This is a genomic window from Pedococcus sp. KACC 23699 (assembly GCF_045348425.1).
In the GTDB taxonomy this organism is placed as follows: Bacteria; Actinomycetota; Actinomycetes; order Actinomycetales; family Dermatophilaceae; genus Pedococcus.
Genome location: NZ_CP157483.1, coordinates 786055 through 808477, shown reverse-complemented (window position 1 = coordinate 808477; position 22423 = coordinate 786055). Strand labels below are relative to the sequence as shown.

The following is a 22423-nucleotide window of genomic DNA, read 5'->3' as shown; positions in this document are numbered from 1 at the left end:
GGGCCGTGTGCGTGCGGCACACCCTCGACCAGACCCCCGCCCGCGACCCGGGCGACCCAGAACATGCGCCACCATCGCCTGCACCGCTGCGGGCCCGGACCAGGAGTGTCGCCATCACTGCCTCCCCACCCCTGACGCAGACCACCGCTCACCCAGGTGCTCCAGCCGTCGAGCTCGAGGGCATCACCAAGCGCTTCCCCGGTGTCGTCGCCAACAAGGACGTGACCTTCTCCGTCCGCCGAGGGACGGTCCACGCGATCGTGGGCGAGAACGGCGCCGGCAAGTCCACCCTCATGAAGATCCTGTACGGCGTGCAGCGCCCGGACGAGGGCACCATCAAGGTGGGCGGGGAGCTGGTCAACCTGCACTCACCCGCGGACGCGATCGCCGCCGGCATCGGGATGGTCTTCCAGCACTTCATGCTCGCCGACAACCTCACCGTCCTGGAGAACGTCGTCCTGGGCGCGGAGAAGCTCCACGGCATCGGTGACAAGGCCCGGCGCGAGATCCAGCGGATCTCCGACGCGTACAAGCTCGACGTCGACCCGGACGTGCTCGTCGACGACCTCGGTGTCGGTGCTCGCCAGCGCATCGAGATCCTCAAGGTGCTCTACCGCGGCGCCAAGACGCTGATCCTCGACGAGCCGACCGCCGTCCTCGTCCCCCAGGAGGTCGACGAGCTCTTCGCCCAGCTCGGCCAGCTGAAGGACCAGGGCCTCACCGTCCTGTTCATCTCCCACAAGCTCGACGAGGTGCTCAAGGTCGCCGACTCGATCACCGTGATCCGCCGCGGCACGACCATCGACACCGTGGACCCGGCCTCGGTCAACGCCCGCCAGCTCGCCGAGCTCATGGTCGGCTCCGAGCTGCCCTCGCCCACGACCGAGGAGTCGACCGTCACCGACCGCGTCCTCCTGTCCGTCGACGGCCTCGTCCTGGACGGCGGCTCCGGCCGACCGGTGCTCGACGGCATCTCCCTGACCATCCACGCCGGCGAGGTCCTCGGCATCGCCGGGGTCGAGGGCAACGGCCAGGCCGAGCTCGTCGAGGTCATCATGGGGATGCGTGAGCCCACCTCGGGCACCGTCCACCTCGAGACCACGGACATCTCCGCCTGGGGCACCCGCGAGATCCGGGAGGCGGGGGTGGGCTTCATCCCCGAGGACCGCCAACGACACGCACTGCTCCTCGAGGCGCCGTTGTGGGAGAACCGCATCCTCGGGCACCAGACCGAGGCGCCCAACGTCAAGGGCCAGCTCATCAACGCTGCGGGGGCCAAGGCCGACACCGAGCGCATCGTCCGTGACTACGACGTGCGGACCCCCTCGATCTTCGTCACCGCCGGCTCGTTGTCCGGTGGCAACCAGCAGAAGCTCATCATCGGCCGCGAGATGAGCCACCACCCCAAGGTGCTCATCGCCGCCCACCCCACCCGCGGTGTCGACGTGGGAGCCCAGTCGAGCATCTGGGACCACATCCGGGAGGCCCGGCGCGAAGGCCTGGCGGTGCTCCTGATCTCCGCAGACCTCGAAGAGCTGATCGGCCTCTCCGACAGCATCCGCGTGATCCTGCGCGGCAAGCTGTCCGGCGAGTTCGACCCGGACGAGGTGACGGCCGAAGACCTCGGTGCCGCCATGACCGGCGCCGGTGACAAGGAGCAGACCCGATGAAGGCCATCAACCCGCGGCGGCTCGTGCTCGGCATCGCAGCACCCGTCCTCGCGCTCGTCGTGGCCTTCGTCGTCACCTCGCTCGTGCTCGTGGCGGTCGGTGACCCCGTCTGGGACGTGTGGAAGACCATCCTCGCGGTCCCCAAGCCCCGCCAGACCGTGAACATCATCAACGCGGCCACCGTCTTCTACCTGTCGGCCATCGCCGTCGCGGTCGGCTTCCGGATGAACCTGTTCAACATCGGCGTCGACGGTCAGTACCGCGTGGCGGTCTTCGCGGCCGCCGTCTTCGCCGGTCAGGCCTGGCTGCCGGGCTGGCTCAACGTCATCGCGAGCATCATCGTCGCGATGGTGGCCGGCGGGCTCTGGGCGAGCATCGCGGCATACCTCAAGGTCAAGCGCGGGGTCTCCGAGGTGATCTCCACGATCATGCTCAACGCCATCGCGACCGGCATCGTGAGCTGGCTGCTCCTCAAGGTCTCCGACCGGCAGGCGGGCAGCAACAGCATCTCGACCAAGACGATCCCCGAGTCCTCGCAGCTGCAGGGGTTCAAGCTCGTCCCGGGCGCGACCAACACCGTCTACACACTGATCATCCTCGCGGTGCTCGTCGGGTTCCTCTACTGGTTCGTGCTCGGCAAGACGCGCTTCGGGTTCGACCTGCGCGCGACCGGTCGCTCCGAGAGCGCAGCGGTGGCCAGCGGTGTGAAGGTCCCGCGGATGGTGCTGACCGCCATGATCGCCTCGGGTGCGCTCGCCGGCCTGGTGGGCATGCCGCTGCTGTTCGGGCAGGATCACGCCTACGGCACGACGTTCCAGGCGGGACTGGGCTTCGCCGGCATCGCCATCGCGCTGCTCGGCCGCAACAACGCGATCGGCATCGCGTTCGCCGCACTGCTGTGGGCGTTCCTCGACGTCCAGTCCAACGCGCTGCAGATCCAGGCCAACGTGGCCCAAGAGCTCGTCAACATCATCCAGGGTGTCATCCTGTTCGCCGTCGTCATCGCCTACGAGCTGATCCGCCGCGCCGACAAACGCATCGAACAGAGCCGTGTCGCCCGGGAGCTGGCCGCCCAGCGGTCGGCGTCCGCGTCCAAGGAAGGAGCCCCGGCATGAGCGCCGCCGGACTCGAGGTCGGCACGACGACCGTGACCGGCCGCCCCAGGGGCAAGCGCCGCTACGGCGTCAGGGAGTGGATGATCATCGCGATCGGCGCCCTGTTCGTCGTCTCCATCCTGCGCGTCGTCACCGGCGCCAACGACATCGCGTCGTCGGGCGCCTTGGCTGCCGCCATCGGCCTCGCGGTCCCCATCGGCCTCGCCGGCCTGGGTGGTCTGTGGTCCGAGCGCGCGGGCGTGGTGAACATCGGCCTCGAGGGCATGATGATCCTCGGCACGTGGGGCGCCGGCTTCTTCGGCTACCACATGGGGCCCTGGGCCGGAGTTCTCGGCGCGATCCTCATGGGCATGGTCGGCGGCCTCATCCACGCGATCGCCACGGTGACGTTCGGCGTCGACCACATCGTCTCCGGTGTGGCCATCAACATCATCGGCCTCGGTGTGGCGAAGTACCTCGCGGCCCGCTTCTTCACCGGCCTGCCCGGTGGCGGACCCACCCAGTCGCCCCAGATCGGGGAGCTGCCGTCGTTCACCGTCCCGGGCATCTCGTCGGGGCTCGGCGACCTGGAGCAGAAGCACTGGTTCTTCGTCAGCGACCTCGCCGCGGTGCTGCGGGCGCTGTGCACCAACATGTCGGTCCTGACGATCATCGCGATCCTGCTGTTCGTGGCGACCGCGTGGATCCTGTGGCACTCCGCATTCGGGCTGCGTCTGCGCTCGGTGGGCGAGTCGCCCGTCGCCGCGGAGACCCTGGGCGTCGACGTGCTGCGCTACAAGTTCCTCGCCGTGCTCGTCTCCGGTGGCCTCGCCGGCCTCGGTGGCGGGTTCCTCGCCCTCGTCGCGGCCAGCATCTACCGCGACGGCCAGACCGGTGGACGAGGCTACATCGGCCTCGCGGCCATGATCTTCGGCAACTGGCGCCCCGGCGGCCTGCTCGCCGGCGCGGCCCTGTTCGGCTACACAGACGCGGTCCAGCTGCGCGGTGGTGCGACGGTGCACGCCTTCCTGCTGCTGTTCGCCGTGGTGCTCCTCGCGGTCGGGATCTGGCAGATCGTGCGCAACCAGCGCATCGTCCAGGGGTCCATCGCGATCGTCGTCGGTGTCCTCGTCGGCTGGTGGTACCTCGCCTCCGACGCCGTCCCCGCCGAGCTCACCGGAACCACGCCCTACGTCACCACGCTGCTCGTGCTCGCGTTCGCCTCCCAACGGTTGCGCATGCCGGCAGCCGACGGACAGATCTACCGCAAGGGCGAGGGGCAGTAGGTGGGCTCCGAGGTCGACTGGGACGCCTTGCGCGGCAAGGCGGTCGAGATCATGGGCAAGGCGTATGCGCCATACTCACGGTTCCCCGTGGGTGTCGCGGCGATCGTGGACGACGGTCGCACCGTCTGGGGGTGCAACGTCGAGAACGCGGCGTACGGCGTGGCCCTGTGCGCCGAGTGCGGGCTGGTCTCGCACCTGGTCGCGACCGGTGGGGGACGCCTCGTCGCGGTCTCGTGCGTCGGCCGCGACGGTGAGCCGCTCATGCCGTGCGGACGCTGCCGCCAGCTGCTGTGGGAGCACGGTGGCCCGACCTGCCTGCTGCTCACCCCCGAGGGTGTGCTGCCGATGAGCGAGGTCCTGCCGCAGGCGTTCGGTCCCGACAACCTGTCCATCGCCGCCCCACCCGCCTGACTCCGGACTCGACCCGCGCTCGACGCCGGGCCGCGCTGGCCGGAGCGCGGGGCCGAGTGGGCCGGTTCCTGCACGAATCGCCCCTCGCCCCCGTGGAGAGGGGCGATTCGCGCACGACCGGGCGCCGATGGCCCCTGTGGACAACCTCGGACGAGCCGGGCGCCGGTCCGCGACCCTGTGGGTATGGAGGGTCTGCCGTTCGTCTTCACCCGCACCGAGGCGCGCGCGGCCGGCCTGACCGACAAGGCGCTGCGTGGACCCCGCGTGCAACGGGTCCTGCACGGTGTCTACGTCAGGGCCGGGATCGCGGTCGACGTGCGCGTGCGGACGTTGGCCGCGCTGCGTTTGGCCCCCGCCGGCACCGTCGCTGCACGGGCCACGGCGGCGGTCTGCTCGGCGGTGTGGTGCCACCGGACCACCGCATCCACCTCTGCCTGTCCCACGGTCAGCTCAGGCACCCGGACGTCGTGGCTCGCGTGCGGTCGGACCGCCGGGGACACGCCCTCCTGGACGGCATACCGGTCACGACGGCGCAGGACACGTTCCTCGACCTGGCAGGCGAACTGTCCCTCCTCGACCTCGTGGTCCTCGGGGACTCGCTCGTCGGACGGGGACGGATCTCCCCGGAGGAGCTCGTGGCGGCAGCAGAACAACGCGGCACGGCACGGCACCGTGCGATCGCACGCCGGGCGGCGGGACTGGTGCGGGTCGGCGTGGACTCGCCGATGGAGTCAAGGCTTCGGATGCTGATCGTGCTGGCCGGGTTGCCGGAGCCGGTCGTCAACCACGTCGAGTACGCCGAGGACGGTCGGTGGGCCAGGCGTTTCGACCTGTCGTACCCCGAGCACCGGCTCGCCATCGAGTACGACGGCCGCCAGCACGCGGAGAGTACCAAGCAGTGGCAGCGCGACGTGGAGCGTCGTGCGGAGCTCGACCAGGACGGATGGCGGCTGGTCGTCGTGCTGGCCGACGGCATCTACCGTCAGCCGGAACGAACGCTGGAACGGGTGGTCGCAGCCATGCGCGTCCGCGGTATGCGGGCTCGGGTCAGCTCCGAGGAGTGGCGAAGGTACTTCCCGGGGAGGGGGTGAGTCGATCCGAGTCGGATCGTGCACGTATCGCCCCGGCGCCGGTGCAGGCGGGACCATTCGTGCATCAAGCGGCGAGGTTCGCCCCGTGTCGGCGCGCGCTCGGGATCTGACACGATGACCCCATGAGCGAGAGCTTCGATGCCGTCGACGTCATCATCACCAAGCGGGGCCGCAGCGAGCTGTCGGACGGCCAGATCGACTGGGTGATCGACGCCTACACCCGGGGCGCGGTCGCCGACGAGCAGATGTCGAGCCTGGCCATGGCGATCCTGCTCAACGGCATGAACCGTCGTGAGATCTCGCGATGGACGAACGCGATGATCAACAGCGGCGAGCGGATGAACTTCTCGTCCCTGTCGCGCCCCACCGCCGACAAGCACTCGACCGGCGGCGTCGGCGACAAGATCACCCTGCCCCTGGCTCCGCTCGTGGCTGCCTGCGGCGTCGCGGTGCCGCAGCTCTCCGGCCGCGGCCTGGGCCACACCGGCGGCACGCTCGACAAGCTCGAGGCGATCCCGGGCTGGCAGGCAGCCATGTCCAACGAGCAGATGATGCGTCAGCTCGAGGACGTCGGCGCGGTCATCTGCGCCGCGGGTGACGGGCTCGCTCCCGCCGACAAGAAGCTCTACGCCCTGCGCGACGTCACCGGTACCGTCGAGGCGATCCCGCTCATCGCCTCCTCGATCATGAGCAAGAAGATCGCCGAGGGCACGGGTGCGCTGGTCCTGGACGTCAAGGTCGGCAGCGGTGCGTTCATGAAGACCGTCGAGGACGCCCGCGAGCTGGCTCGCACGATGGTCGACCTCGGCACCGACGCAGGCGTCAAGACCGTCGCGATGCTCACCAACATGCAGGTGCCGCTCGGCCTCACCGCCGGCAACGCCCTCGAGGTCCGCGAGTCGGTGGAGGTGCTCGCCGGTGGCGGCCCCGAGGACGTCGTCGAGCTCACCCTGGCGCTGGCCCGCGAGATGCTCGCCGCGGCCGGCCGCGGCGACGTCGACCCTGCCGACGCGCTGAAGGACGGTCGGGCGATGGACGCCTGGAAGGCCATGATCCGCGCGCAGGGGGGCGACCCGGACGCCACGCTCCCGGTCGCCAAGGAGACCCACGCGGTCCTCGTGCCCGCCGACGGTGTCCTCACCGAGCTCGACGCCCTCAAGGTGGGCGTCGCCGCCTGGCGCCTCGGCGCGGGCCGCGCCCGCAAGGAGGACCCGGTGCAGGCCGGCGCCGGCGTCGAGATGCACGCCAAGCCGGGCGCCACCGTCCGCGCCGGCGAGAAGCTGCTCACGCTCCATACCGACACCCCCGAGCGTTTCGACCGTGCGCTCGAGTCCCTCGACGGGGCGTTCACCATCGCCCCCGAGGGCAGCCGCCCCGACCTGCTCCCGCTCGTCATCGAGAAGATCTCCTAGGACCCCACCGTGCCCCAGCTCATCACCACCCCCACCACCATCCCCGTCCCCGGCGGCAAGGTCATCGACGAGCACGTCGGTCGCGTCACCACCGGCACCGACGCCGTCTCCGTGGCCCACATGAAGGCCCCGGCCGGCTGGAGCGAGCCGTTCCAGACCCCGCAGTTCGACGAGATCACCCTGGTCCTCGCGGGCACGGTGCTCCTCGACCACGACGGCGGCCAGCTGCGCGTCGAGGCTGGCCAGAGCGTCATCACCAAGGCGGGGGAGCGGATCCGCTACTCCACCGGCGAGGACGGCGCCGAGTACGTCGCCGTGTGCCTCCCGGCGTTCTCGCCGGAGACCGTCGGTCGCGAGGAGGACGGCGAATGATCTTCGGGCGCAAGGACAAGAGCGACGACACCACCTCGGGGACGCCCGAGCCGGGCTCGGTCGAGGACCTCGTGCAGCGTGCACCCAAGGCGCTCCTGCACGACCACCTCGATGGTGGCCTGCGCCCGCAGACCATTGTCGAGATCGCCGACGAGGTCGGGTATGACGCGTTGCCGGCGAGGGACGCCGAGAGCCTCGGCACGTGGTTCCGGGAGAGCGCGGACTCCGGTTCGCTGGTGCGCTACCTCGAGACCTTCGACCACACCCTGGCCGTCATGCAGACGGCCGACGGCCTGCGTCGGGTCGCCAAGGAGTGCGTGCTCGACCTCGCGGCCGACGGGGTCGTCTACGCCGAGAGCCGTTACGCCCCGGAGCAGCACCTGTCGGCGGGCCTGGCGCTCGAAGACGTCGTCGAGGCCGTCAACGACGGGTTCCGCGAGGGCGAGAAGGAGGCTGCCGCCGCGGGCACCCCGATCCGGGTGACCGCCCTGCTCACCGCCATGCGGCACGCCGCCAAGAGCACCGAGATCGCCGAGCTCGCGGTGCGCTACCGGGATCGGGGCGTGGCTGGTTTCGACATCGCCGGAGCCGAGGCCGGGTTCCCGCCCACCCGGCACCTCGACGCGTTCGAGTACCTGCGCCGGGAGAACGCGCACTTCACGATCCACGCCGGCGAGGCGTTCGGGCTGCCCAGCATCTGGGAGGCGATCCAGTGGTGCGGCGCCGACCGGCTCGGCCACGGGGTGCGGATCGTCGACGACATCCTCATCAACGACAAGCCGTTCGCCGCCGACCCGGCCAAGGCGCTGGATGCAGATCGCGACGACATCTACCTCGGGCTGCTCGCGGCCTACGTCCGTGACACCCGCATCCCCTTGGAGATGTGCCCGAGCAGCAACATCCAGACCGGCGCAGCGGAATCCATTGCGCTGCACCCGATCACGCTGCTCAAGCGACTGCGCTTCCGGGTCACGGTCAACACCGACAACCGCCTCATGAGCGGTACGTCGATGTCTCGTGAGATGCGGCTGCTCGTCGACGAGGCCGGCTGGTCGGTCGACGACCTGCGGTGGGTGACCATCAACGCGATGAAGTCGGCGTTCCTGCCCTTCGACGAGCGACTGGCCATCATCGAGGACGTCGTCAAGCCGGGGTACGACGCCCTCGGCGTCTGACCCGCAGGGATTCTCCGTCAGAGCCCGGGGTCGGGCGGCAGGATGCGCGCCCGGAGTGAGCTCTCCCGCTCGAGGCGGGCAGCGTCCCGCGTGCGCCGTTCGGCGAGGACCGCCATGAGGACGTACTCCGGGTGGGTGCCTTCGGGAGGCGCCGGAGCGACATACGGGCGCGTCTCCTCCAGCAGCCGCTGACCGAGCTGTGCGCGCACCTCGGGGGTGAAGGTTGCCGCGCGAGCGACGAACTGGCGCAACGCCACGGCGAGCTGGTCGGGCAGCGGCGCGAGGTCGGAGGTGCGGGCCCAGGTCGCCAGCTGCGGCGGCATCTGCGCCGGTGGGGGCAGGGAGATCTTGTGGCGGTCACGGACGACGTAGGTGCCCGCGAGGAGGTCGCCCAGCCGTTTTCCACGCTGGGAGATCGCGGCGCAGATGAGGGCGGGAACGCCGGCGCAGGTGTAGATCTCCAGGACGCCGAGCAGGGCGCGTGTCAGGGCCTGGCGGAAGGCGATGGGGCCGGCGTCGTCGCGCACGGTGCGCAGGCCGACCGCGAGGTGCCCCAACGTCTTTCCGCGGGTGAGCGTCTCCATCGTCGTGGGCACCGCGACGAGGGCCACGATGACCGCGGCGGTGGTCACTGCTGCCTGGAGGGCGTCGTCGGCGCCGCCGACGAGCCAGGCCGCGGCGAACTGCAGGCCGTACAGCAGGACGTAGCCGACGACGAGGTCGATGACCCCGGAGGCGAGACGCAGTCCGATGGCGGCGTGGGGGAGGTCGAGGGCGACGGCCTCACCGGTGACGAGGTCGTCGGCACCGACCCCCACGGTGCTGCTGCTCATGTCGGCCACCCTAGCCGCGGCCCGGCGCTAGGGTGGCCGATGTGGACCTGGACGCCTTCGTGGCAGCCCACCGGGGGGACTGGGAGCGGCTCGACGAGCTGACGCGGCAGCGACGCCTCGACGGCGCCGAGGCCGATGAGATCCTGGACCGGTACCAGCGGGTGGCGACGCATCTCTCGGTGATCCGGTCGACGGCTCCCGACGCCTCGCTGGTCGGCTACCTCTCGATGTTGCTGGCCCGGGCCCGCTCCCGCTCGGCCGGGACGCGCACCGCCTCGTGGGCGGACGTGGGGCGCTTCTTCGCGGTGTCGTTCCCGGCAGCGCTCTACCGGCTGCGCTGGTGGTGGATCACCACGCTCGTCGTCAACGTGGTGATGGCCGTCGTCATCGGCTGGTGGCTGCTCGACCACCCGCGCATCGAGTCGTCGATGGCCTCCCCGGAGCAGATCCGGCAGCTGGTCACCAACGACTTCGCTTCGTACTACAGCGAGTTCGCCGCGACGTCGTTCGCGTTGCGGGTGTGGACCAACAACTTCTGGCTGTCGGCGCTGTGCATCGCCCTCGGGGTGTTCTGCCTGCCGGTGGTCTACATGCTCGTCATGAACGTGCTCAACCTCGCCGTCATCGGCTCGATCATGGTGCGCCACGACCGCGCGGGGCTCTTCTTCGGCCTGATCCTGCCGCACGGACTTCTCGAGCTCACGTGCCTCTTCGTGGCCGCAGGGGTGGGGCTCCGGCTGTTCTGGACGTGGGTGTCTCCCGGACCACGGACCCGGGTCCAGGGGCTCGCCGAGGAGGGGCGGGCAGCCCTCGGGGTGGCTCTGGGGCTCGTCGTGCTGCTGCTCGTCACCGGCCTGATCGAGGCGTTCGTGACGCCCTCCGGCCTTCCCACCTGGGCGCGGGTCGGCATCGGCGTCGTCGTCGAGGTCGCGTTCTTCGCCTACGTGTTCACCGTGGGCAGGTGGGCGCACCACCGCGGGGAGACCGGCGACCTGGCCGAGGCCGACCGCGGCTTCACCGCGCCCGTCGTCGGCTGACCGGCGGCGTATGGCGCGGGGCAGCCCACCCCGCGCCCCAGTCAGAGCAGTCCGCGCGACTTGAGCATGAGGTAGTGGTCGGCCAGGGCGACGGGCAGCTGCTCGGGGTCGGCGTCGACCACGTCGACACCGAGCTGGGCCAGGGCGGCCGCGGTGCGTTCGCGCAGCGCCACCGTCCGGGCTGCCGCGGCCGAGTCGTAGACCTCGGTGGAGTCCCCGGTGCGGTCGAGCATCGCGCTGAGCGCGGGGTCGGCGACGGAGGCGAGGACGACCCGGTGCTTGGCGGCGAGGACGGCCAGCGGCGCCAGCAGGGACTCCTCGATGGCCGACGGCTCCAACGCGGTGAGCAGGACGACGAGGCCGCGCTGACGGCTGACCCGCGCGACCTCGGCCGCCAGCAGGGTCCAGTCGGCCTCGAGCAGGGCGGGCTCGAGCGGGGCCATGGCCGTGACCAGGTCCGCCAGCAGGGTGGTGCGGCTTGAACCGATGACCCTGCGGTGCACCCGGCGGTCACCAGCGACGAGGTCGACGCGGTCGCCGGCGCGGGAGGCCAGCGCCGCGAGCAGGAGCGCAGCATCCATCGCCGCGTCGAGCCGCGGCACGTCGCCGACGCGTCCGGCCGAGGTCCGTGAGGTGTCCAGCACGAGGATGACGTGCCGGTCCTTCTCGGGCTGCCAGGTGCGCACGACCGTGGACCGGCGTCGGGCCGTGGCCCGCCAGTCGATGCTGCGCACGTCGTCGCCCTCGACGTAGTCGCGCAGCGAGTCGAACTCCGTGCCCTGACCCCGGACCCGGACGGCCGACCGCCCGTCGAGCTGGCGCAGGCGGGCCAGCCGTGAAGGCAGGTGCTTGCGGGAGGCGAACGGCGGCAGGGCGCGGACGTGACCGGGGACGGGGACCGACTTCTGGCGGCCGGCGAGACCGAGCGGCCCGAGCCGGCGGATCGTCACGCGGTCCGCCAACCGGTCACCACGGCGGGTCGGGCGCAGGGTGGTGGTCACGGCGCGGCGCTCTCCCGCCGGCAGGGTGATGGCGTGGCGGTTCGTCCCCGCGCCCGCCGAGGGCTGCCACGCGTCGCGGACCCGACCGCGGAACGTGCGCGAGCCCGGGTTGCCGACGAGCAGGGTCGTGGTGGTGGCGTCACCGAGCCGGACCTGGCTGATGGGGTCCCGGCGCAGCTCGAGGGCGGTCGGCGACCCCGTGAGGAGGAGGTCGACGACGACGAGGAGGAGCACGACGCCCATCCAGAGCCACACAGTGCTCGTCTGGGGTCGCACGAGCACGGGCAGGGCTCCGGCGAGCACGAGCCCGAACAGGCGGCCACTGACGATCACGGGGCTCGACCTCAGCGGGGGACCGGGACGGAGCCGATGGCGGCGTCGAGCACCGACGAGACGGCCACACCCTCCAGCTCGGCCTCGGGGCGCAGCGACAACCGGTGCGCCAGCGTCGCCTGGGCCAGCGACTTCACGTCGTCGGGCGTGACGAACGAGCGCCCGTTCAGCCAGGCCCACGCGCGGCTCGTGGCCAGCAGCGCCGTCGCGCCACGAGGGCTCACGCCGAGCGCGAGGGAGGGCGAGCTCCGCGTCGCGCGGGCGATGTCGACGATGTATGCCGTGACCTCCGGCGAGATCTGGACGTGCCGGACCTGCTCGGCGCCGGCCTCGATGTCGGCGGCGCTCGCGACGGCGCGCAGGCCCGCGGCGGCGAGGTCGCGCGGGTCGAACCCGGCGGCGTGCCGCGTGACGACGGCGATCTCGTCCTCGCGGGGTGGCAGCGGCATGGTGGCCTTGAGGAGGAAGCGGTCGAGCTGGGCCTCCGGCAACGGGTAGGTGCCCTCGTACTCGACGGGGTTCTGCGTCGCGGCGACCAGGAACGGCCGGGGGAGCTGTCGGGAGGTCCCGTCGACGGAGACCTGGCGCTCCTCCATGGCCTCGAGCAGCGAGGCCTGGGTCTTCGGAGGCGTGCGGTTGATCTCGTCCGCGAGGAGCAGGTTGGTGAACACCGGTCCCTCACGGAAGGAGAACTCCGACGTCGAGCTGTCGTAGACCAGCGAGCCGGTGACGTCTCCGGGCATGAGGTCCGGGGTGAACTGCACCCGCTTGGTCTGCACGTCCAGCGCCGCGGCGACGCTGCGCACGAGCAGGGTCTTGGCCACACCGGGTACGCCCTCCAGGAGGATGTGTCCCCGGCACAGGAGGGCGATGAGGATGCCGGCCACGGCTGCGTCCTGGCCGACCACGGCCTTGCCGACCTCCGCACGAACGGCCATGAGGGACTCGCGCGCCCGGTCGTCGCTGCGGTCAGGCACCACGGACGGCGGCTGGGTCTGCTCGGGGGCTTGGGGCTGCTGGGTCATGCGCGGCGCACTTCCTTCTCGAGGTCGGTCAGGGCGTTGGCGAGGGCGACCAGGGCCGCCTCGGTGGTCGGTGGTGGTGCGGTGAACAGGGCGACGACGCCCTGCGGGTCGCGCTGCGCCGCTGCGGCTGCCGCCTGCGCGATGGCCACGGGGGCCGCCCCGGTGGGCAGCCCGAGGTATGCAGCGAGCCGCTTGGCCGTGCGGGCGCGCAGCACGGCGCCGGCCCGGCCGGTGTCACGGGCCTTGCGGTAGAGCCGGCCGCGGCTCTGGGTCGTCTCGATCGCCTTGACGACCGCCGGGAGTGGCTCGGTGACGAGGGGCCCGAACCGGCGGCCCTGCCACAGCATCAGGGCCAGCAGGCCGAACGCCGCGAGGAAGACCAGGGGGCCGAGGGCGCGGGGGACCTCCGAGGTCGCGGTGGTGTCCTCGACGCCGATGTCGAGCGCCGTGGGGAGGTACCAGACCAGCCGGTTGCCGTGGCCGAGCATCCGCAGGGCGACCCCGGCGTGGTCCTGCGCGGTGATCTCGCTGTTGGCGAGCAGGGCCCCGTCGGCGAGCACCAGGACCTCAGGGCGGCCGCCGCTGGCGGGGACCGCCACGAGCTCGAAGGACTGGTCGTGCGGGAAGCAGCCGGTGGCGCCGGGTCCGGTCGTGACGTAGGTCTGCGGACCGCCCACGACCCGGTCGCCCGGCGACAGCCCGTCGAGGGTGCACGAGGCGGTGACGGTGTCGGGCACGGTCGTCGGCCCGGCGGCGTCCACCGGGAGCCTGAGGGCCGTGAGGAGGAAGCGGTCCGGCTCGACGAGCACCAGCCGGCCGGCACCGGAGACGTGCTCGAGCATCGCTGCGGCGGTCTCGTTGGAGAGCTCGCCGGTGCCGGTGACGACCACGGTCGTGCCGGCGCCGACGGGGGTGTCGACCAGGTCGCCCTGGCTGCGGACGACGTCCACCTGCACCCCGCGGTCGCGCAGGACGGAGGCGAGTGCCTGTGCCCCCTCACGACCGGGGTTCTGCGGGTCGAGCGCCTGTCCCTGGTGGGCGTTGCGCCGGATCCCCAGGACGACGGCGCTGACGACGAGGGCGACGACGACGACGAGGACCGTGGCCCACAGGACGCGTCGGCGGGTGGACCGCCCGGTCGCCGCGTCGGCGCGGTCCCAGACGTGCAGCGTCACGACGGGACCCCCACGGAGTCCGTCTCGGGGTCCTTCTGGGAGGCCGTCACCTGCGGGCGCACCGGACGGGCGGTCGCGATCGTGCGGTCGAGGGCGAGCAGCCGCTCGGCGTCCGACCGCGTCGCCTCCTGTCCGCCGTAGGCGACGGCGTCGAAGCGGTTGGCCGCTGCCCGCAGGTCCTGGGCCTGGCCGGGGAAGGGCGACTCGAGCCGGGTCGCGATCTCATGAGCCGTCAGGGAGGGAACGTCCTCGAGCAGGGTGCGTTCGACCGCGCCGGCGGCCACTGCGCGCAGCGCATCGAGCACGCAGTCCGCATACCGGCCGTCGTCCAGGGCCTGCTCCGCGCGGGTGCGGTACTGCGCCGCGGTGAGCCGCTCGTCGCCGAGCACGGCGGACGCCCCCTCGCCGGGCCCGCGCCGCGTGCGCCGGACGAAGCGCAGCGTGTGGACGACGAGCGCGACGAGGGCGAGGGTGACCAGCACCGCGACCGCCGTGGGCAACGGGTTGGACGGCCCGTGCATCCCGTTGAGGAGGTCGGACAGCCACCTCCCGATGGCGTCCATGGCCCGCTGCAGCGGGTCGCGCGTGTCGCGGTATGCCGGCTTGGCCAGTTCGTCGCGCAACCACCTCCGGGCCTCGTCGTTGCCCGGCTCGAGCCGTGCGGGCAGCACGAAGATGTGGGAGGACACGGTGGAACGACTCACCCGGTGACCCGTGCGCCGGTCGCGGCCCGGACCAGGGCGAGGTCGAAGCCCTCCTTGCGGATGCGGGCGTCGGTGTAGAGCAGGGCGCCGACGGCGGCGAGGAAGGGCTGTGCGAGCAGGGACGCGAGCAGGGAGCCCACGACGGTGACGCCGAAGAGCACGACGGCGAAGCCGACGTCGCCGGCCTGGCCGCCGACGGTCGAGGTGAAGGCGACCCCCAGGGCGGCTCCGACGATCTGGAAGCCGAAGCCGAGCACCTGCTGCACAACACCGACGATCAGCGACGACACGAACAGCACGCCGAGGGTGCGCCAGAACCTGCCCCGCGTCAGGGCCCACGAACGACGCAGCGCGGCCACCACCGCGAGCTCCTCGAGCACCAGGGCCGGGGTGGCCAGCGCCAACCGGACCCCGACGTAGGCCATCGCGACGAGGGCGGCGACCAGGGCGACGATGCCGGCGGCCCCGGCGACGTTCGAGCCGTGGTCGAAGGCGACGATGACGAGCGCGACGAGGCCGGCGAAGACGATGACGACGGGGATGAACAGGATGAGGCACAGCCCGGTGAGCCGCGGGAGCATGCCACGCGTCCTGCGCCAGGTCTCGCCGATTGAGGGCTTGCGCCCCAGGACGGCTTCGCCGACGGGGTAGGAGAGCATCCCGGTGAGGGCCACGGAGGTGACGGCGCTCGCGACGTAGAGGAGGGTGAACCCCCCGATCGTGCCGATCGCCAGGAACACGTCGGCCGCCCCTGACGACCCCACCTGGCTGACGACGAGGTAACCGAGCGCTCCCACGGCGGCCAGCAGGAGCAGGACCGCCAGCGACGTGAGGAGGGCGAGCCCGAAGAACGTCCTGGGGTTGCGCCGCATCGCCGCGAACGCGCCCTCGAGGATGTCGCCGAAGCCCAGGGGTCGCAGGGCGATGATGCCCGGCTTGTGGGCGGTGAGGGCGGTGGTCCAGTAGGGCTGGGGGCTCGGTTGCCCGGGTCCGTCCTGGGGGGCGGGCTGGCCCGGTCGGCCGGGTCCGGACTGGGGGGACGGACTCGTCGCAGCAGGGGAACCGGGAGCCGACCACGACGGCGACGGGTGGATCGGACCGGGAGCCGACCACGACGGCGTCGGTGGGGTCGGACCGGGAGCCGACCACGACGGCGACGGGTGGACTGAAGGGGTCTCGGGTCCCGGCCGTCCCTCGGTGTCACTCATGCTGGCCGTGCCCTCCCCAAGGTCGGCAGGTCCCACCCCTGCGTGCCCCGAAACCTACCAAGTGGGGCGTGGCGCCGTGGGGACTTGGCCGTGGTCAGCGGGCCAGGGCCGACAGCAGCGGCTCGAGGTCCTTGGCACGGGCCGGGGTCGCGCCGAGGCCTTCCTGGCGGGCGATCACCGACGGCTCCGCCCGCATCAGCGCCAGGCCGCGACGGACCAGGGTCCACGGCGGCTTGCGCCGCTCGCGCAGGTCGCGGGCCAGCCGGCGGACGAACGTCACGAAGGGCCGGTGGTGCACGCAGTACGCCCCCGCCAGCAGTCCCCGCTCGCGCAGGTCACCGATGATCTCGGCGGCGAAGATCCCTTCGGCGAGCACCAGGTCGTGCGGTCCTGCGTGCACCGTGGCCGAGTCCACGGCGCGACTGGTCGAGATGTCGTAGACCGGGGTGAGCACCGACCCCGTGGCCACCAGGGTCCCGAGCGCGTCCACGGCGGCGGGCCGGTTCCAGGAGTCGGGGTGGTCCCAGTCGACGATGCCGAGCTCGGCGCTGCGGGGCATGGCCGGGTCGTCCTCGTCGCGATAGAAGTCGTCGAGCCGGACGATCGGCCACCCGTGCGCGTCGTGCAGACGCTGGGCGAGGCGGGACTTGCCCGCGCCGCTGGGGCCCGCGAGGACGACCACCCGGGCGGAGGTGTGGTCGCCGGGGTGGCCTGGCGTCAAGGGTCAGCGGCCCTTGGGGTGCCAGACGGTCTTGGTCTCGAGAAAGGCCGTCATCCGCGCCATGTCGGGGGTGGGGGTCCAGTCGGGCTCGACCGCGTCGGCGCCCTCGCCCGCGGGACGGACCACGCGCTTGAGGTTCTCGGCGGCGGCGAGCTCGAGGTCGCCCCAGGCGATGCCCTCGGCCTCGGCCGCGCCGGCCAGGTCGATGGCGTTGACGTCGCGGTGCGAGGCGATCCAGGGGGCGACCTCGGCGGTGCGACCGGTGATGAGGTTGACCACGCCACCGGGGACGTCGGAGGTGGCCAGCGCCTCGCAGAGCGTGATGGCCGGCAGCGGTCGCAGCTCGCTGGTCAGGACGACGGCGGTGTTGCCCGACGCGATGACCGGGGCGACGACAGAGACCAGGCCGAGCAGCGAGGAGCGTTGCGGCGCAAGGACGCCCACGACGCCGGTCGGCTCGGGCGCCGAGATGTCGAAGTAGGGGCCGGCGACCGGGTTGAGCCCGCCGAGGACCTGGGCGAGCTTGTCGGTCCACCCGGCGTACCAGACCCAGCGGTCGATCGCGGCGTTGACGACGGCCTCTGCGCGACGCTCGGTCAGGCCCTCGCCGGCGCGCACCTCCGCGACGAACTGGGCCTTACGGCCCTCCATCACCTCGGCCACGCGGTAGAGCACCTGGCCGCGGTTGTATGCCGTGGCCCCGGCCCACTTGGGGAAGGCCGCGCGGGCGGCGACGACGGCGTCACGGGCGTCCTTGCGCGAGCCCTGCGCGGCGTTGGCGAGGAAGCGGCCGCGTCCGTCGACGACCTCGTAGGAGCGGCCGGACTCGGACCGGGGGAACTTCCCGCCGATGTAGAGCTTGTAGGTCTTGCGCACGTCGACGCGGGCGTCGGTGGCAGTCCGCTGGTTGGTCGGCATCGCGGAGATCACCCGTTGCTTTCAGTCGTGACGTAGGCGGACAGGCCGTGGCGACCGCCCTCGCGGCCGTAACCCGACTCCTTGTAGCCACCGAACGGGCTGGTCGGGTCGAACTTGTTGAACGTGTTGGCCCAGACGACCCCGGCCCGCAGCTGGTCGGCCATCCACAGGATGCGCGACCCCTTCTCGGTCCAGACACCCGCCGACAGCCCGTATGGCGTGTTGTTCGCCTTGGCGACCGCCTCCTGCGGGGTGCGGAAGGTCAGCACCGACAGGACCGGCCCGAAGATCTCCTCCTGGGCGATGCGGTGCGTCTGGCTGACGCCGGTGAAGACGGTGGGGCGGAACCAGAAGCCCTTGGCGGGCAGCTCGCAGCCGTTGTCCCAGCGCTGCGCGCCCTCGGCCTCGCCGGCCGCGGTCAGCTCGGTGATGCGCGACAGCTGGGCCTTGGAGTTGATGGCACCCACGTCGGTGTTCTTGTCCAGCGGGTCGCCGACGCGCAGCGTCTGCAGGCGCCGCTTGAGGCGGCGCTCGACGTCCTCGGCGATGTTCTCCTGCACCAGCAGGCGCGAACCGGCGCAGCAGACGTGACCCTGGTTGAAGAAGATGCCGTTGACGATGCCCTCGACAGCCTGGTCGATGGCGGCGTCCTCGAAGATGATGTTGGCGGCCTTGCCACCGAGCTCGAGGGTGGCCTTCTTGCGGGTGCCGGCGATCGAGCGGGCGATCATCTTGCCGACCCCGGTCGAGCCGGTGAACGCGAGCTTGTCGATGTCCGGGTGGTCGACGATGGCCTGGCCGGTGGCCCCGGCGCCGGTGACGATGTTGACGACACCCGGCGGCAGGTCGGCCTGCTGCACGACGTCGGCGAACAGCAGCGCCGTCAGCGGCGTGGTCTCGGCCGGCTTGAGGACGACGGTGTTGCCGGTCGCCAGGGCCGGGGCGATCTTCCACGCCAGCATCAACAGCGGGAAGTTCCACGGGATGACCTGACCGACGACACCGTGGGCGCGGGGGTTGGTGCCCAGACCGGCGTACTCCAGCTTGTCGGCCCAGCCAGCGTGGTAGAAGAAGTGCGCCGCCGCGAGCGGGACGTCGACGTCGCGGCTCTCCTTGATCGGCTTGCCGTTGTCGAGGGTCTCCAGGACCGCGAACTCCCGGGCGCGCTCCTGCAGGATGCGCGCGATACGGAAGAGGTACTTGCCGCGGTCGGCACCGGACATCCGGCCCCATACCCCGTTGTGAGCGCGGCGGGCGGCGACGACGGCACGGTCGACGTCGGCGGCGCTGGCGTCGGTGACCTCGGAGAGGACCTCCTCGGTCGCCGGGTTGACGGTCTTGAACGCCGAACCGCCCTGGGACTCAGTGAACTCACCGTTGATGAACAGCCCGTAGGAGGGGGCGAGGTCGACGACCGCCCGCGACTCCGGGGCCGGTGCGTACTCGAACTTGGCCATGGTTGTGGATCCTCGAATTCGCAGGGGTCAGTAGAGGCTGGGGGAGTCGTCAGTGACGTAGTCGGGGCCCGAGTAGGCACCGATCCGCATCCGCTGACGCTGCAGCAGCAGGTCGTTGAGCAGGCTGGACGCGCCGAACCGGAACCAGAACGGGTCGAGCCAGTCGTCGCCCGCGATCTCGCTCACGGTGACGAGGAACTTGATGGCGTCCTTGCTCGTCCGGATGCCACCGGCCGGCTTGACACCCACCATCTCGCCGGTCAGGTCACGCCAGTCCCGGACCGCCTCGAGCATGACCAGGGTGACGGGCAGGGTCGCCGCGGGCGAGACCTTGCCGGTCGAGGTCTTGATGAAGTCGCCACCAGCAAGCATCGACAGCCACGAGGCGCGGCGGACGTTGTCGTAGGTCACGAGCTCACCGGTCTCCATGATGACCTTGAGGCGGGCCCGGGTGCCGTCCTCGCGCTCGCACGCCTCGGCCACCTGGGCGATCTCGCGGAACACCCCCAGGTAGTCACCGGACAGGAACGCCCCACGGTCGATGACCATGTCGATCTCGTCGGCCCCGGCCCTGATCGCGTCACGGGTGTCGGCGAGCTTGACCGGCATCGACGCCCGACCGGAGGGGAACGCCGTCGCGACGGCAGCGACGTTGACCGGCGCGTCACCCAGCGCCTGACGGGCGGTGGCGACCATGTCGCCGTAGACACACACCGCAGCAGGGCTGGGCGTGGTCGGGTCGGTCGGGTCGGGGTGCAGGGCCTTGGCGGCCAGGCCGCGGACCTTGCCGGCCGTGTCGGCGCCCTCGAGCGTCGTCAGGTCGATCATCGAGATCGCCGTGTCGATGGCCCACGCCTTGGAGGTCGTCTTGATTGACCGGGTGCCCAGGCTTGCTGCGCGTCCCTCGCAGCCCACCTGGTCGACCCCCGGGAGGCCGTGCAGCCAGCTCGTCAGGGCCGCGTTCGTGAGGCGGGAGACGCCGAGGAGGTCGCGCGCCCTGCTCGTCGGGTCGACCGAGGGGGCGGACATGGTGGGGGTACTCACCGAGCAATCCTATCGGTGTCCCACAGGGCGGTCGGTTCGCCCGGATCTGGCGTGGCTCATGGGGCGGGTGGTGCATGCGTTCACGGGGGTTCGAGGGGCTCGCGGCTATGTCGAAGTCCGTTGTGGCGCTTGGGTTTTCGCGCTGGGGGAGTGTCAGACCCCGTTGGTAGGTTTGCTGCATGGGTAGGGGGACGTCGTTCGAGGCGAGCCGCGCAGCGGTGGCGCAGTCGTGCGCTGTCCTGACCGGGGTCGAGGACGACCTCTGGGCTGCCGGGGGACCCGACCTGGGCGAGTTCATGGCCCAGCTCGACGAGCTGGCCACCCGTGTCGACGCGGCACGCGTGGAGGTGCTCCGCGAGGCGGTCGACCGCGGTGAGGCCGGCGTCGGTCGATCTGGTGCGAGTGCCTGGCTGCTCGACCACTCCCCGTCGCTGCGCGCAGGCGGCTCGGCACGCGTCGTGCGGCTGGCCGAGGCCGCCCACGACGACCGGTATGGCGCGTTGCTCACCGCCGTCCGCGAGGCCCGGGTGCCGCTGGTCACCGCGACCATCGTGGTGGACGAGTTCGAGCGACTCGGCCCCCGCCTTGCGGAAGGGGCGGCAGGGCCGGTGCTCGATGGGCTCATCGACGTGGCTTCGTGGGGCAGGCCCAAGGACGTGCGCGGCATCCGGGACCGCCTGGTCGCGAAGTACGGCGCGCTCGGTGAGTTCCAGCTAGAGCAGGACCGGGCGTGCGAGCGACGCTGTCTGTCCCAGCCGTTCTCCGACGGCAGCGGGTTGTTCGAGTACACGATGGTCGTCGACGCCGAGGCCAAGGCGGTCCTGGAGGCGGCGGTCCAGGGGCTGTCGGCACCGCGACCGGCCGAGGGCGAGCCCGATCGTCGGCCGTCGGGGCAGCGGAGGATGGATGCCCTGCTCGAGGTCGTGCGGCGCGGAGTCGCCTCGGCCGACGGGGTGGCGACCACTCCGAAGGCAGAGGTCTTCGTGACCGTCTCGCTCGACGACCTCGTGGCCCGGTCGAACGCCGCCACGGTGTTCGGGTCGGGGGAGGCGGGCACGCTGCTCGGGCCAGAGACGGCCCGCCGCATCGCCTGTGACGCCGGCATCGTGCCCGCGGTCCTCGGCAAGGACGGCGAGGTCCTCGACCTCGGGCGCCGTTTCCGGCTGTTCACGAGCGCGCAGCTGCGAGCCCTGTGGCTCCGCGACGGTGGGTGCACCTTCCCCGACTGCAGGGTGCCCGCGTCCTGGTGCGACGGCCACCACCTTCGGCACTGGGTCGACGGTGGCACGACCGACCTGGGCAACGCCGCGTTGTTGTGCGGGCGACACCACACGGCCGTGCACCGCAAGGGCTACCTCGGCGAGCTGGTCGACGGAGGCGTCCGGTGGACGCTCGTCCCAGGCTCGTACGACCACTGGCTCGCCGGCCGGGCTGCCGCGGAGTGGGTCTTGGGCCCAGGCCCGGGCGTGGGCTCGGGTTCGGGCTCGGATGGCACCGGAGCTGGGCCGGCAGTGCGGACCTACTCGGTCTGGGAAGAGCTGGAGACGATGGCCAGCGCCCCGCCACCAACCCCACCGTGGCGACCATGACCGCGCCCCACAGCCCGCCACCCCGGCGGGCGCATCGCCATGCCTGCAGGGATATCAACAAGACGAGCGGACCGTGACCGGGACCGGTGGGGGCGCCAGGTGCTGGTCGCTAGGGTCCTGCTGTGGCCGAACGCCCTGAGATCGTCTGCATCTGCGGTTCGGCACGGTTCGTGACCGCGATGCGCGCTGCAAACAGCGAGCTGACCTTGGCGGGGGTGATCGTCCTTGCGCCGAGCGAGGCGGACGAGTCGCCCACGCCTGAGCAGGAGGTCGTTCTGTACGCCCTGCACCTGCGCAAGATCGACCTTGCCGACCGTGTCCTCGTGGTCAACCCGGGCGGCTACGTCGGAGAGTCCACTCGACGCGAGATCGCCTACGCCCGAGAGACCGGCAAGTCGGTAGCGTTCACCCACCCTCTCTGACGACAGGCGCGCAACCAGCGTCGGCTGAGTCCAGACTGGAGGCATGCCCCGTCCTCCTCTGCCGTCCAAGCCCTGTGCCCGGTGCGGCCGGACCATCATCTGGCGGAAGGCCTGGGCTCGCGACTGGGACTCGGTCCGCTGGTGCTCGGACAGCTGCCGCAAGCACGGGCTCGGCGACGTCGACCGTCAGCTCGAAGCCTCCCTGGAGTCGCTGTTGGACGGACGCTCAGCCAGTGCCTCGGTGTGTCCGTCGGAGGCGGCGCGTGCCGTGGGCTCGGACGACTGGTCCGATCTGATGGAGCCGGCGCGGATGGCTGCACGACGCCTGGTGGCCAAGGGGCGGGCGGAGATCACCCAGGGCGGACACGTCGTCGACCCCAGCAGGTTCAAGGGCCCGATCCGCGTGCGCAGACCACGATGAACTACGCCACAAGCCGCCAGAAGC

At 71.6% G+C, this 22423-nt stretch carries 23 protein-coding genes; 12 read left to right on the top strand and 11 right to left on the bottom strand.

Features of this window, described 5'->3' with window-relative positions; translation table 11 throughout:
- Positions 1 to 5 precede the first annotated feature (5 nt).
- Genes ABEG17_RS03705 through ABEG17_RS03690 form a run of 4 tightly spaced genes read left to right on the top strand, consistent with a single transcriptional unit; the run spans position 6 to position 4461 of the window.
- The gene (locus ABEG17_RS03705; RefSeq protein WP_406831935.1) at positions 6 to 1670 is read left to right on the top strand and encodes an ABC transporter ATP-binding protein; all 1665 of its coding nucleotides are present in this window, start codon (positions 6 to 8) and stop codon (positions 1668 to 1670) included.
- Complete coding sequence (locus tag ABEG17_RS03700; RefSeq protein ID WP_406831934.1) at positions 1667 to 2785, top strand: ABC transporter permease; 1119 nt, start codon at positions 1667 to 1669, stop codon at positions 2783 to 2785. The genes ABEG17_RS03705 and ABEG17_RS03700 overlap by 4 nt, the downstream gene beginning before the upstream one ends.
- Positions 2782 to 4050: an ABC transporter permease gene (locus ABEG17_RS03695; protein ID WP_406831933.1), complete on the top strand. Its 1269-nt coding sequence runs from the start codon at positions 2782 to 2784 to the stop codon at positions 4048 to 4050. Before ABEG17_RS03700 ends, ABEG17_RS03695 begins: the two co-directional genes overlap by 4 nt.
- Complete coding sequence (locus tag ABEG17_RS03690; RefSeq protein ID WP_406831932.1) at positions 4051 to 4461, top strand: cytidine deaminase; 411 nt, start codon at positions 4051 to 4053, stop codon at positions 4459 to 4461. It abuts the gene before it with no gap.
- A gap of 287 nt (positions 4462 to 4748) precedes the next feature.
- On the opposite strand, the gene ABEG17_RS03685 is transcribed toward ABEG17_RS03690, so the two are convergent.
- Positions 4749 to 4919 (bottom strand): hypothetical protein, encoded by a 171-nt coding sequence (locus tag ABEG17_RS03685; protein ID WP_406831931.1) that lies wholly within the window; start codon positions 4917 to 4919, stop codon positions 4749 to 4751.
- A 9-nt stretch (positions 4920 to 4928) separates the two neighbouring features.
- On the opposite strand from ABEG17_RS03685, the gene ABEG17_RS03680 reads away from it, so the two are divergent.
- The 4 genes from ABEG17_RS03680 (at position 4929) to ABEG17_RS03665 (ending at position 8511) form a co-directional block, all read left to right on the top strand.
- Positions 4929 to 5552, top strand: coding sequence for a DUF559 domain-containing protein (locus tag ABEG17_RS03680; protein ID WP_406831930.1), 624 nt, complete (start codon positions 4929 to 4931; stop codon positions 5550 to 5552).
- A gap of 122 nt (positions 5553 to 5674) precedes the next feature.
- Entirely contained in the window at positions 5675 to 6964 is a 1290-nt protein-coding gene (locus tag ABEG17_RS03675) for a thymidine phosphorylase (protein WP_406831929.1), read from the top strand.
- A gap of 9 nt (positions 6965 to 6973) precedes the next feature.
- Positions 6974 to 7336 carry a cupin domain-containing protein gene (locus ABEG17_RS03670; protein WP_406831928.1) on the top strand — a complete coding sequence of 121 codons (363 nt, stop codon included), beginning with the start codon at positions 6974 to 6976 and terminating at the stop codon, positions 7334 to 7336.
- On the top strand, positions 7333 to 8511 hold the full coding sequence (locus ABEG17_RS03665) for an adenosine deaminase (protein WP_406831927.1): 1179 nt from the start codon (positions 7333 to 7335) through the stop codon (positions 8509 to 8511). The genes ABEG17_RS03670 and ABEG17_RS03665 overlap by 4 nt, the downstream gene beginning before the upstream one ends.
- Positions 8512 to 8528: 17 nt before the next feature.
- Here the strand turns inward: ABEG17_RS03665 and ABEG17_RS03660 are convergent, their stop codons facing one another.
- Positions 8529 to 9344 (bottom strand): RDD family protein, encoded by an 816-nt coding sequence (locus ABEG17_RS03660; RefSeq protein WP_406831926.1) that lies wholly within the window; start codon positions 9342 to 9344, stop codon positions 8529 to 8531.
- A 41-nt stretch (positions 9345 to 9385) separates the two neighbouring features.
- Here ABEG17_RS03660 and ABEG17_RS03655 point away from each other — a divergent pair, with 41 nt between their 5' ends.
- On the top strand, positions 9386 to 10381 hold the full coding sequence (locus ABEG17_RS03655) for a stage II sporulation protein M (protein ID WP_406831925.1): 996 nt from the start codon (positions 9386 to 9388) through the stop codon (positions 10379 to 10381).
- 41 nt (positions 10382 to 10422) lie between these two features.
- Here ABEG17_RS03655 and ABEG17_RS03650 read toward each other — a convergent pair whose 3' ends face one another.
- From ABEG17_RS03650 to deoC, 9 genes are all read right to left on the bottom strand, one after another.
- The gene (locus tag ABEG17_RS03650; protein ID WP_406831924.1) at positions 10423 to 11715 is read right to left on the bottom strand and encodes a DUF58 domain-containing protein; all 1293 of its coding nucleotides are present in this window, start codon (positions 11713 to 11715) and stop codon (positions 10423 to 10425) included.
- 11 nt (positions 11716 to 11726) lie between these two features.
- Positions 11727 to 12653, bottom strand: coding sequence for an AAA family ATPase (locus tag ABEG17_RS03645; RefSeq protein ID WP_406833127.1), 927 nt, complete (start codon positions 12651 to 12653; stop codon positions 11727 to 11729).
- Between the two features lie 83 nt (positions 12654 to 12736).
- Complete coding sequence (locus ABEG17_RS03640; protein WP_406831923.1) at positions 12737 to 13915, bottom strand: DUF4350 domain-containing protein; 1179 nt, start codon at positions 13913 to 13915, stop codon at positions 12737 to 12739.
- On the bottom strand, positions 13912 to 14619 hold the full coding sequence (locus tag ABEG17_RS03635; protein WP_406831922.1) for a DUF4129 domain-containing protein: 708 nt from the start codon (positions 14617 to 14619) through the stop codon (positions 13912 to 13914). The genes ABEG17_RS03640 and ABEG17_RS03635 overlap by 4 nt, the downstream gene beginning before the upstream one ends.
- On the bottom strand, positions 14616 to 15827 hold the full coding sequence (locus ABEG17_RS03630) for a glycerophosphoryl diester phosphodiesterase membrane domain-containing protein (RefSeq protein WP_406831921.1): 1212 nt from the start codon (positions 15825 to 15827) through the stop codon (positions 14616 to 14618). The genes ABEG17_RS03635 and ABEG17_RS03630 overlap by 4 nt, the downstream gene beginning before the upstream one ends.
- A gap of 94 nt (positions 15828 to 15921) precedes the next feature.
- Positions 15922 to 16548: a uridine kinase gene (locus tag ABEG17_RS03625; RefSeq protein WP_406831920.1), complete on the bottom strand. Its 627-nt coding sequence runs from the start codon at positions 16546 to 16548 to the stop codon at positions 15922 to 15924.
- A gap of 3 nt (positions 16549 to 16551) precedes the next feature.
- Positions 16552 to 17466 carry an aldehyde dehydrogenase family protein gene (locus tag ABEG17_RS03620; RefSeq protein WP_406831919.1) on the bottom strand — a complete coding sequence of 305 codons (915 nt, stop codon included), beginning with the start codon at positions 17464 to 17466 and terminating at the stop codon, positions 16552 to 16554.
- 8 nt (positions 17467 to 17474) lie between these two features.
- Positions 17475 to 18923, bottom strand: coding sequence for an aldehyde dehydrogenase family protein (locus ABEG17_RS03615; RefSeq protein WP_406831918.1), 1449 nt, complete (start codon positions 18921 to 18923; stop codon positions 17475 to 17477).
- 27 nt (positions 18924 to 18950) lie between these two features.
- A complete protein-coding gene (gene deoC, locus ABEG17_RS03610; RefSeq protein ID WP_406833126.1) occupies positions 18951 to 19952 on the bottom strand; it encodes a deoxyribose-phosphate aldolase in 1002 nt (333 codons plus the stop codon).
- Positions 19953 to 20146: 194 nt separating this feature from the next.
- Here deoC and ABEG17_RS03605 point away from each other — a divergent pair, with 194 nt between their 5' ends.
- The 3 genes from ABEG17_RS03605 to ABEG17_RS03595 all read left to right on the top strand — a co-directional run bounded on the left by ABEG17_RS03605 (position 20147) and on the right by ABEG17_RS03595 (position 22399).
- The gene (locus ABEG17_RS03605; RefSeq protein ID WP_406831917.1) at positions 20147 to 21556 is read left to right on the top strand and encodes a DUF222 domain-containing protein; all 1410 of its coding nucleotides are present in this window, start codon (positions 20147 to 20149) and stop codon (positions 21554 to 21556) included.
- Positions 21557 to 21678: 122 nt separating this feature from the next.
- Positions 21679 to 21978 carry a hypothetical protein gene (locus tag ABEG17_RS03600; protein WP_406831916.1) on the top strand — a complete coding sequence of 100 codons (300 nt, stop codon included), beginning with the start codon at positions 21679 to 21681 and terminating at the stop codon, positions 21976 to 21978.
- 43 nt (positions 21979 to 22021) lie between these two features.
- Positions 22022 to 22399 (top strand): DUF3253 domain-containing protein, encoded by a 378-nt coding sequence (locus tag ABEG17_RS03595; protein ID WP_406831915.1) that lies wholly within the window; start codon positions 22022 to 22024, stop codon positions 22397 to 22399.
- Positions 22400 to 22423: the final 24 nt, after the last annotated feature.

Coding starts and splice junctions, on each gene's coding strand:
- ABEG17_RS03645 (WP_406833127.1), bottom strand. CDS start 12,653: ATGGCCGTTCGTGCGGAGGTCGGCAAGGCCGTGGTCGGCCAGGACGCA.
- ABEG17_RS03695 (WP_406831933.1), top strand. CDS start 2,782: ATGAGCGCCGCCGGACTCGAGGTCGGCACGACGACCGTGACCGGCCGC.
- ABEG17_RS03630 (WP_406831921.1), bottom strand. CDS start 15,827: ATGAGTGACACCGAGGGACGGCCGGGACCCGAGACCCCTTCAGTCCAC.
- ABEG17_RS03660 (WP_406831926.1), bottom strand. CDS start 9,344: ATGAGCAGCAGCACCGTGGGGGTCGGTGCCGACGACCTCGTCACCGGT.
- ABEG17_RS03700 (WP_406831934.1), top strand. CDS start 1,667: ATGAAGGCCATCAACCCGCGGCGGCTCGTGCTCGGCATCGCAGCACCC.
- deoC (WP_406833126.1), bottom strand. CDS start 19,952: ATGTCCGCCCCCTCGGTCGACCCGACGAGCAGGGCGCGCGACCTCCTC.
- ABEG17_RS03605 (WP_406831917.1), top strand. CDS start 20,147: ATGGGTAGGGGGACGTCGTTCGAGGCGAGCCGCGCAGCGGTGGCGCAG.
- ABEG17_RS03595 (WP_406831915.1), top strand. CDS start 22,022: ATGCCCCGTCCTCCTCTGCCGTCCAAGCCCTGTGCCCGGTGCGGCCGG.
- ABEG17_RS03665 (WP_406831927.1), top strand. CDS start 7,333: ATGATCTTCGGGCGCAAGGACAAGAGCGACGACACCACCTCGGGGACG.
- ABEG17_RS03615 (WP_406831918.1), bottom strand. CDS start 18,923: ATGGCCAAGTTCGAGTACGCACCGGCCCCGGAGTCGCGGGCGGTCGTC.
- ABEG17_RS03675 (WP_406831929.1), top strand. CDS start 5,675: ATGAGCGAGAGCTTCGATGCCGTCGACGTCATCATCACCAAGCGGGGC.
- ABEG17_RS03620 (WP_406831919.1), bottom strand. CDS start 17,466: ATGCCGACCAACCAGCGGACTGCCACCGACGCCCGCGTCGACGTGCGC.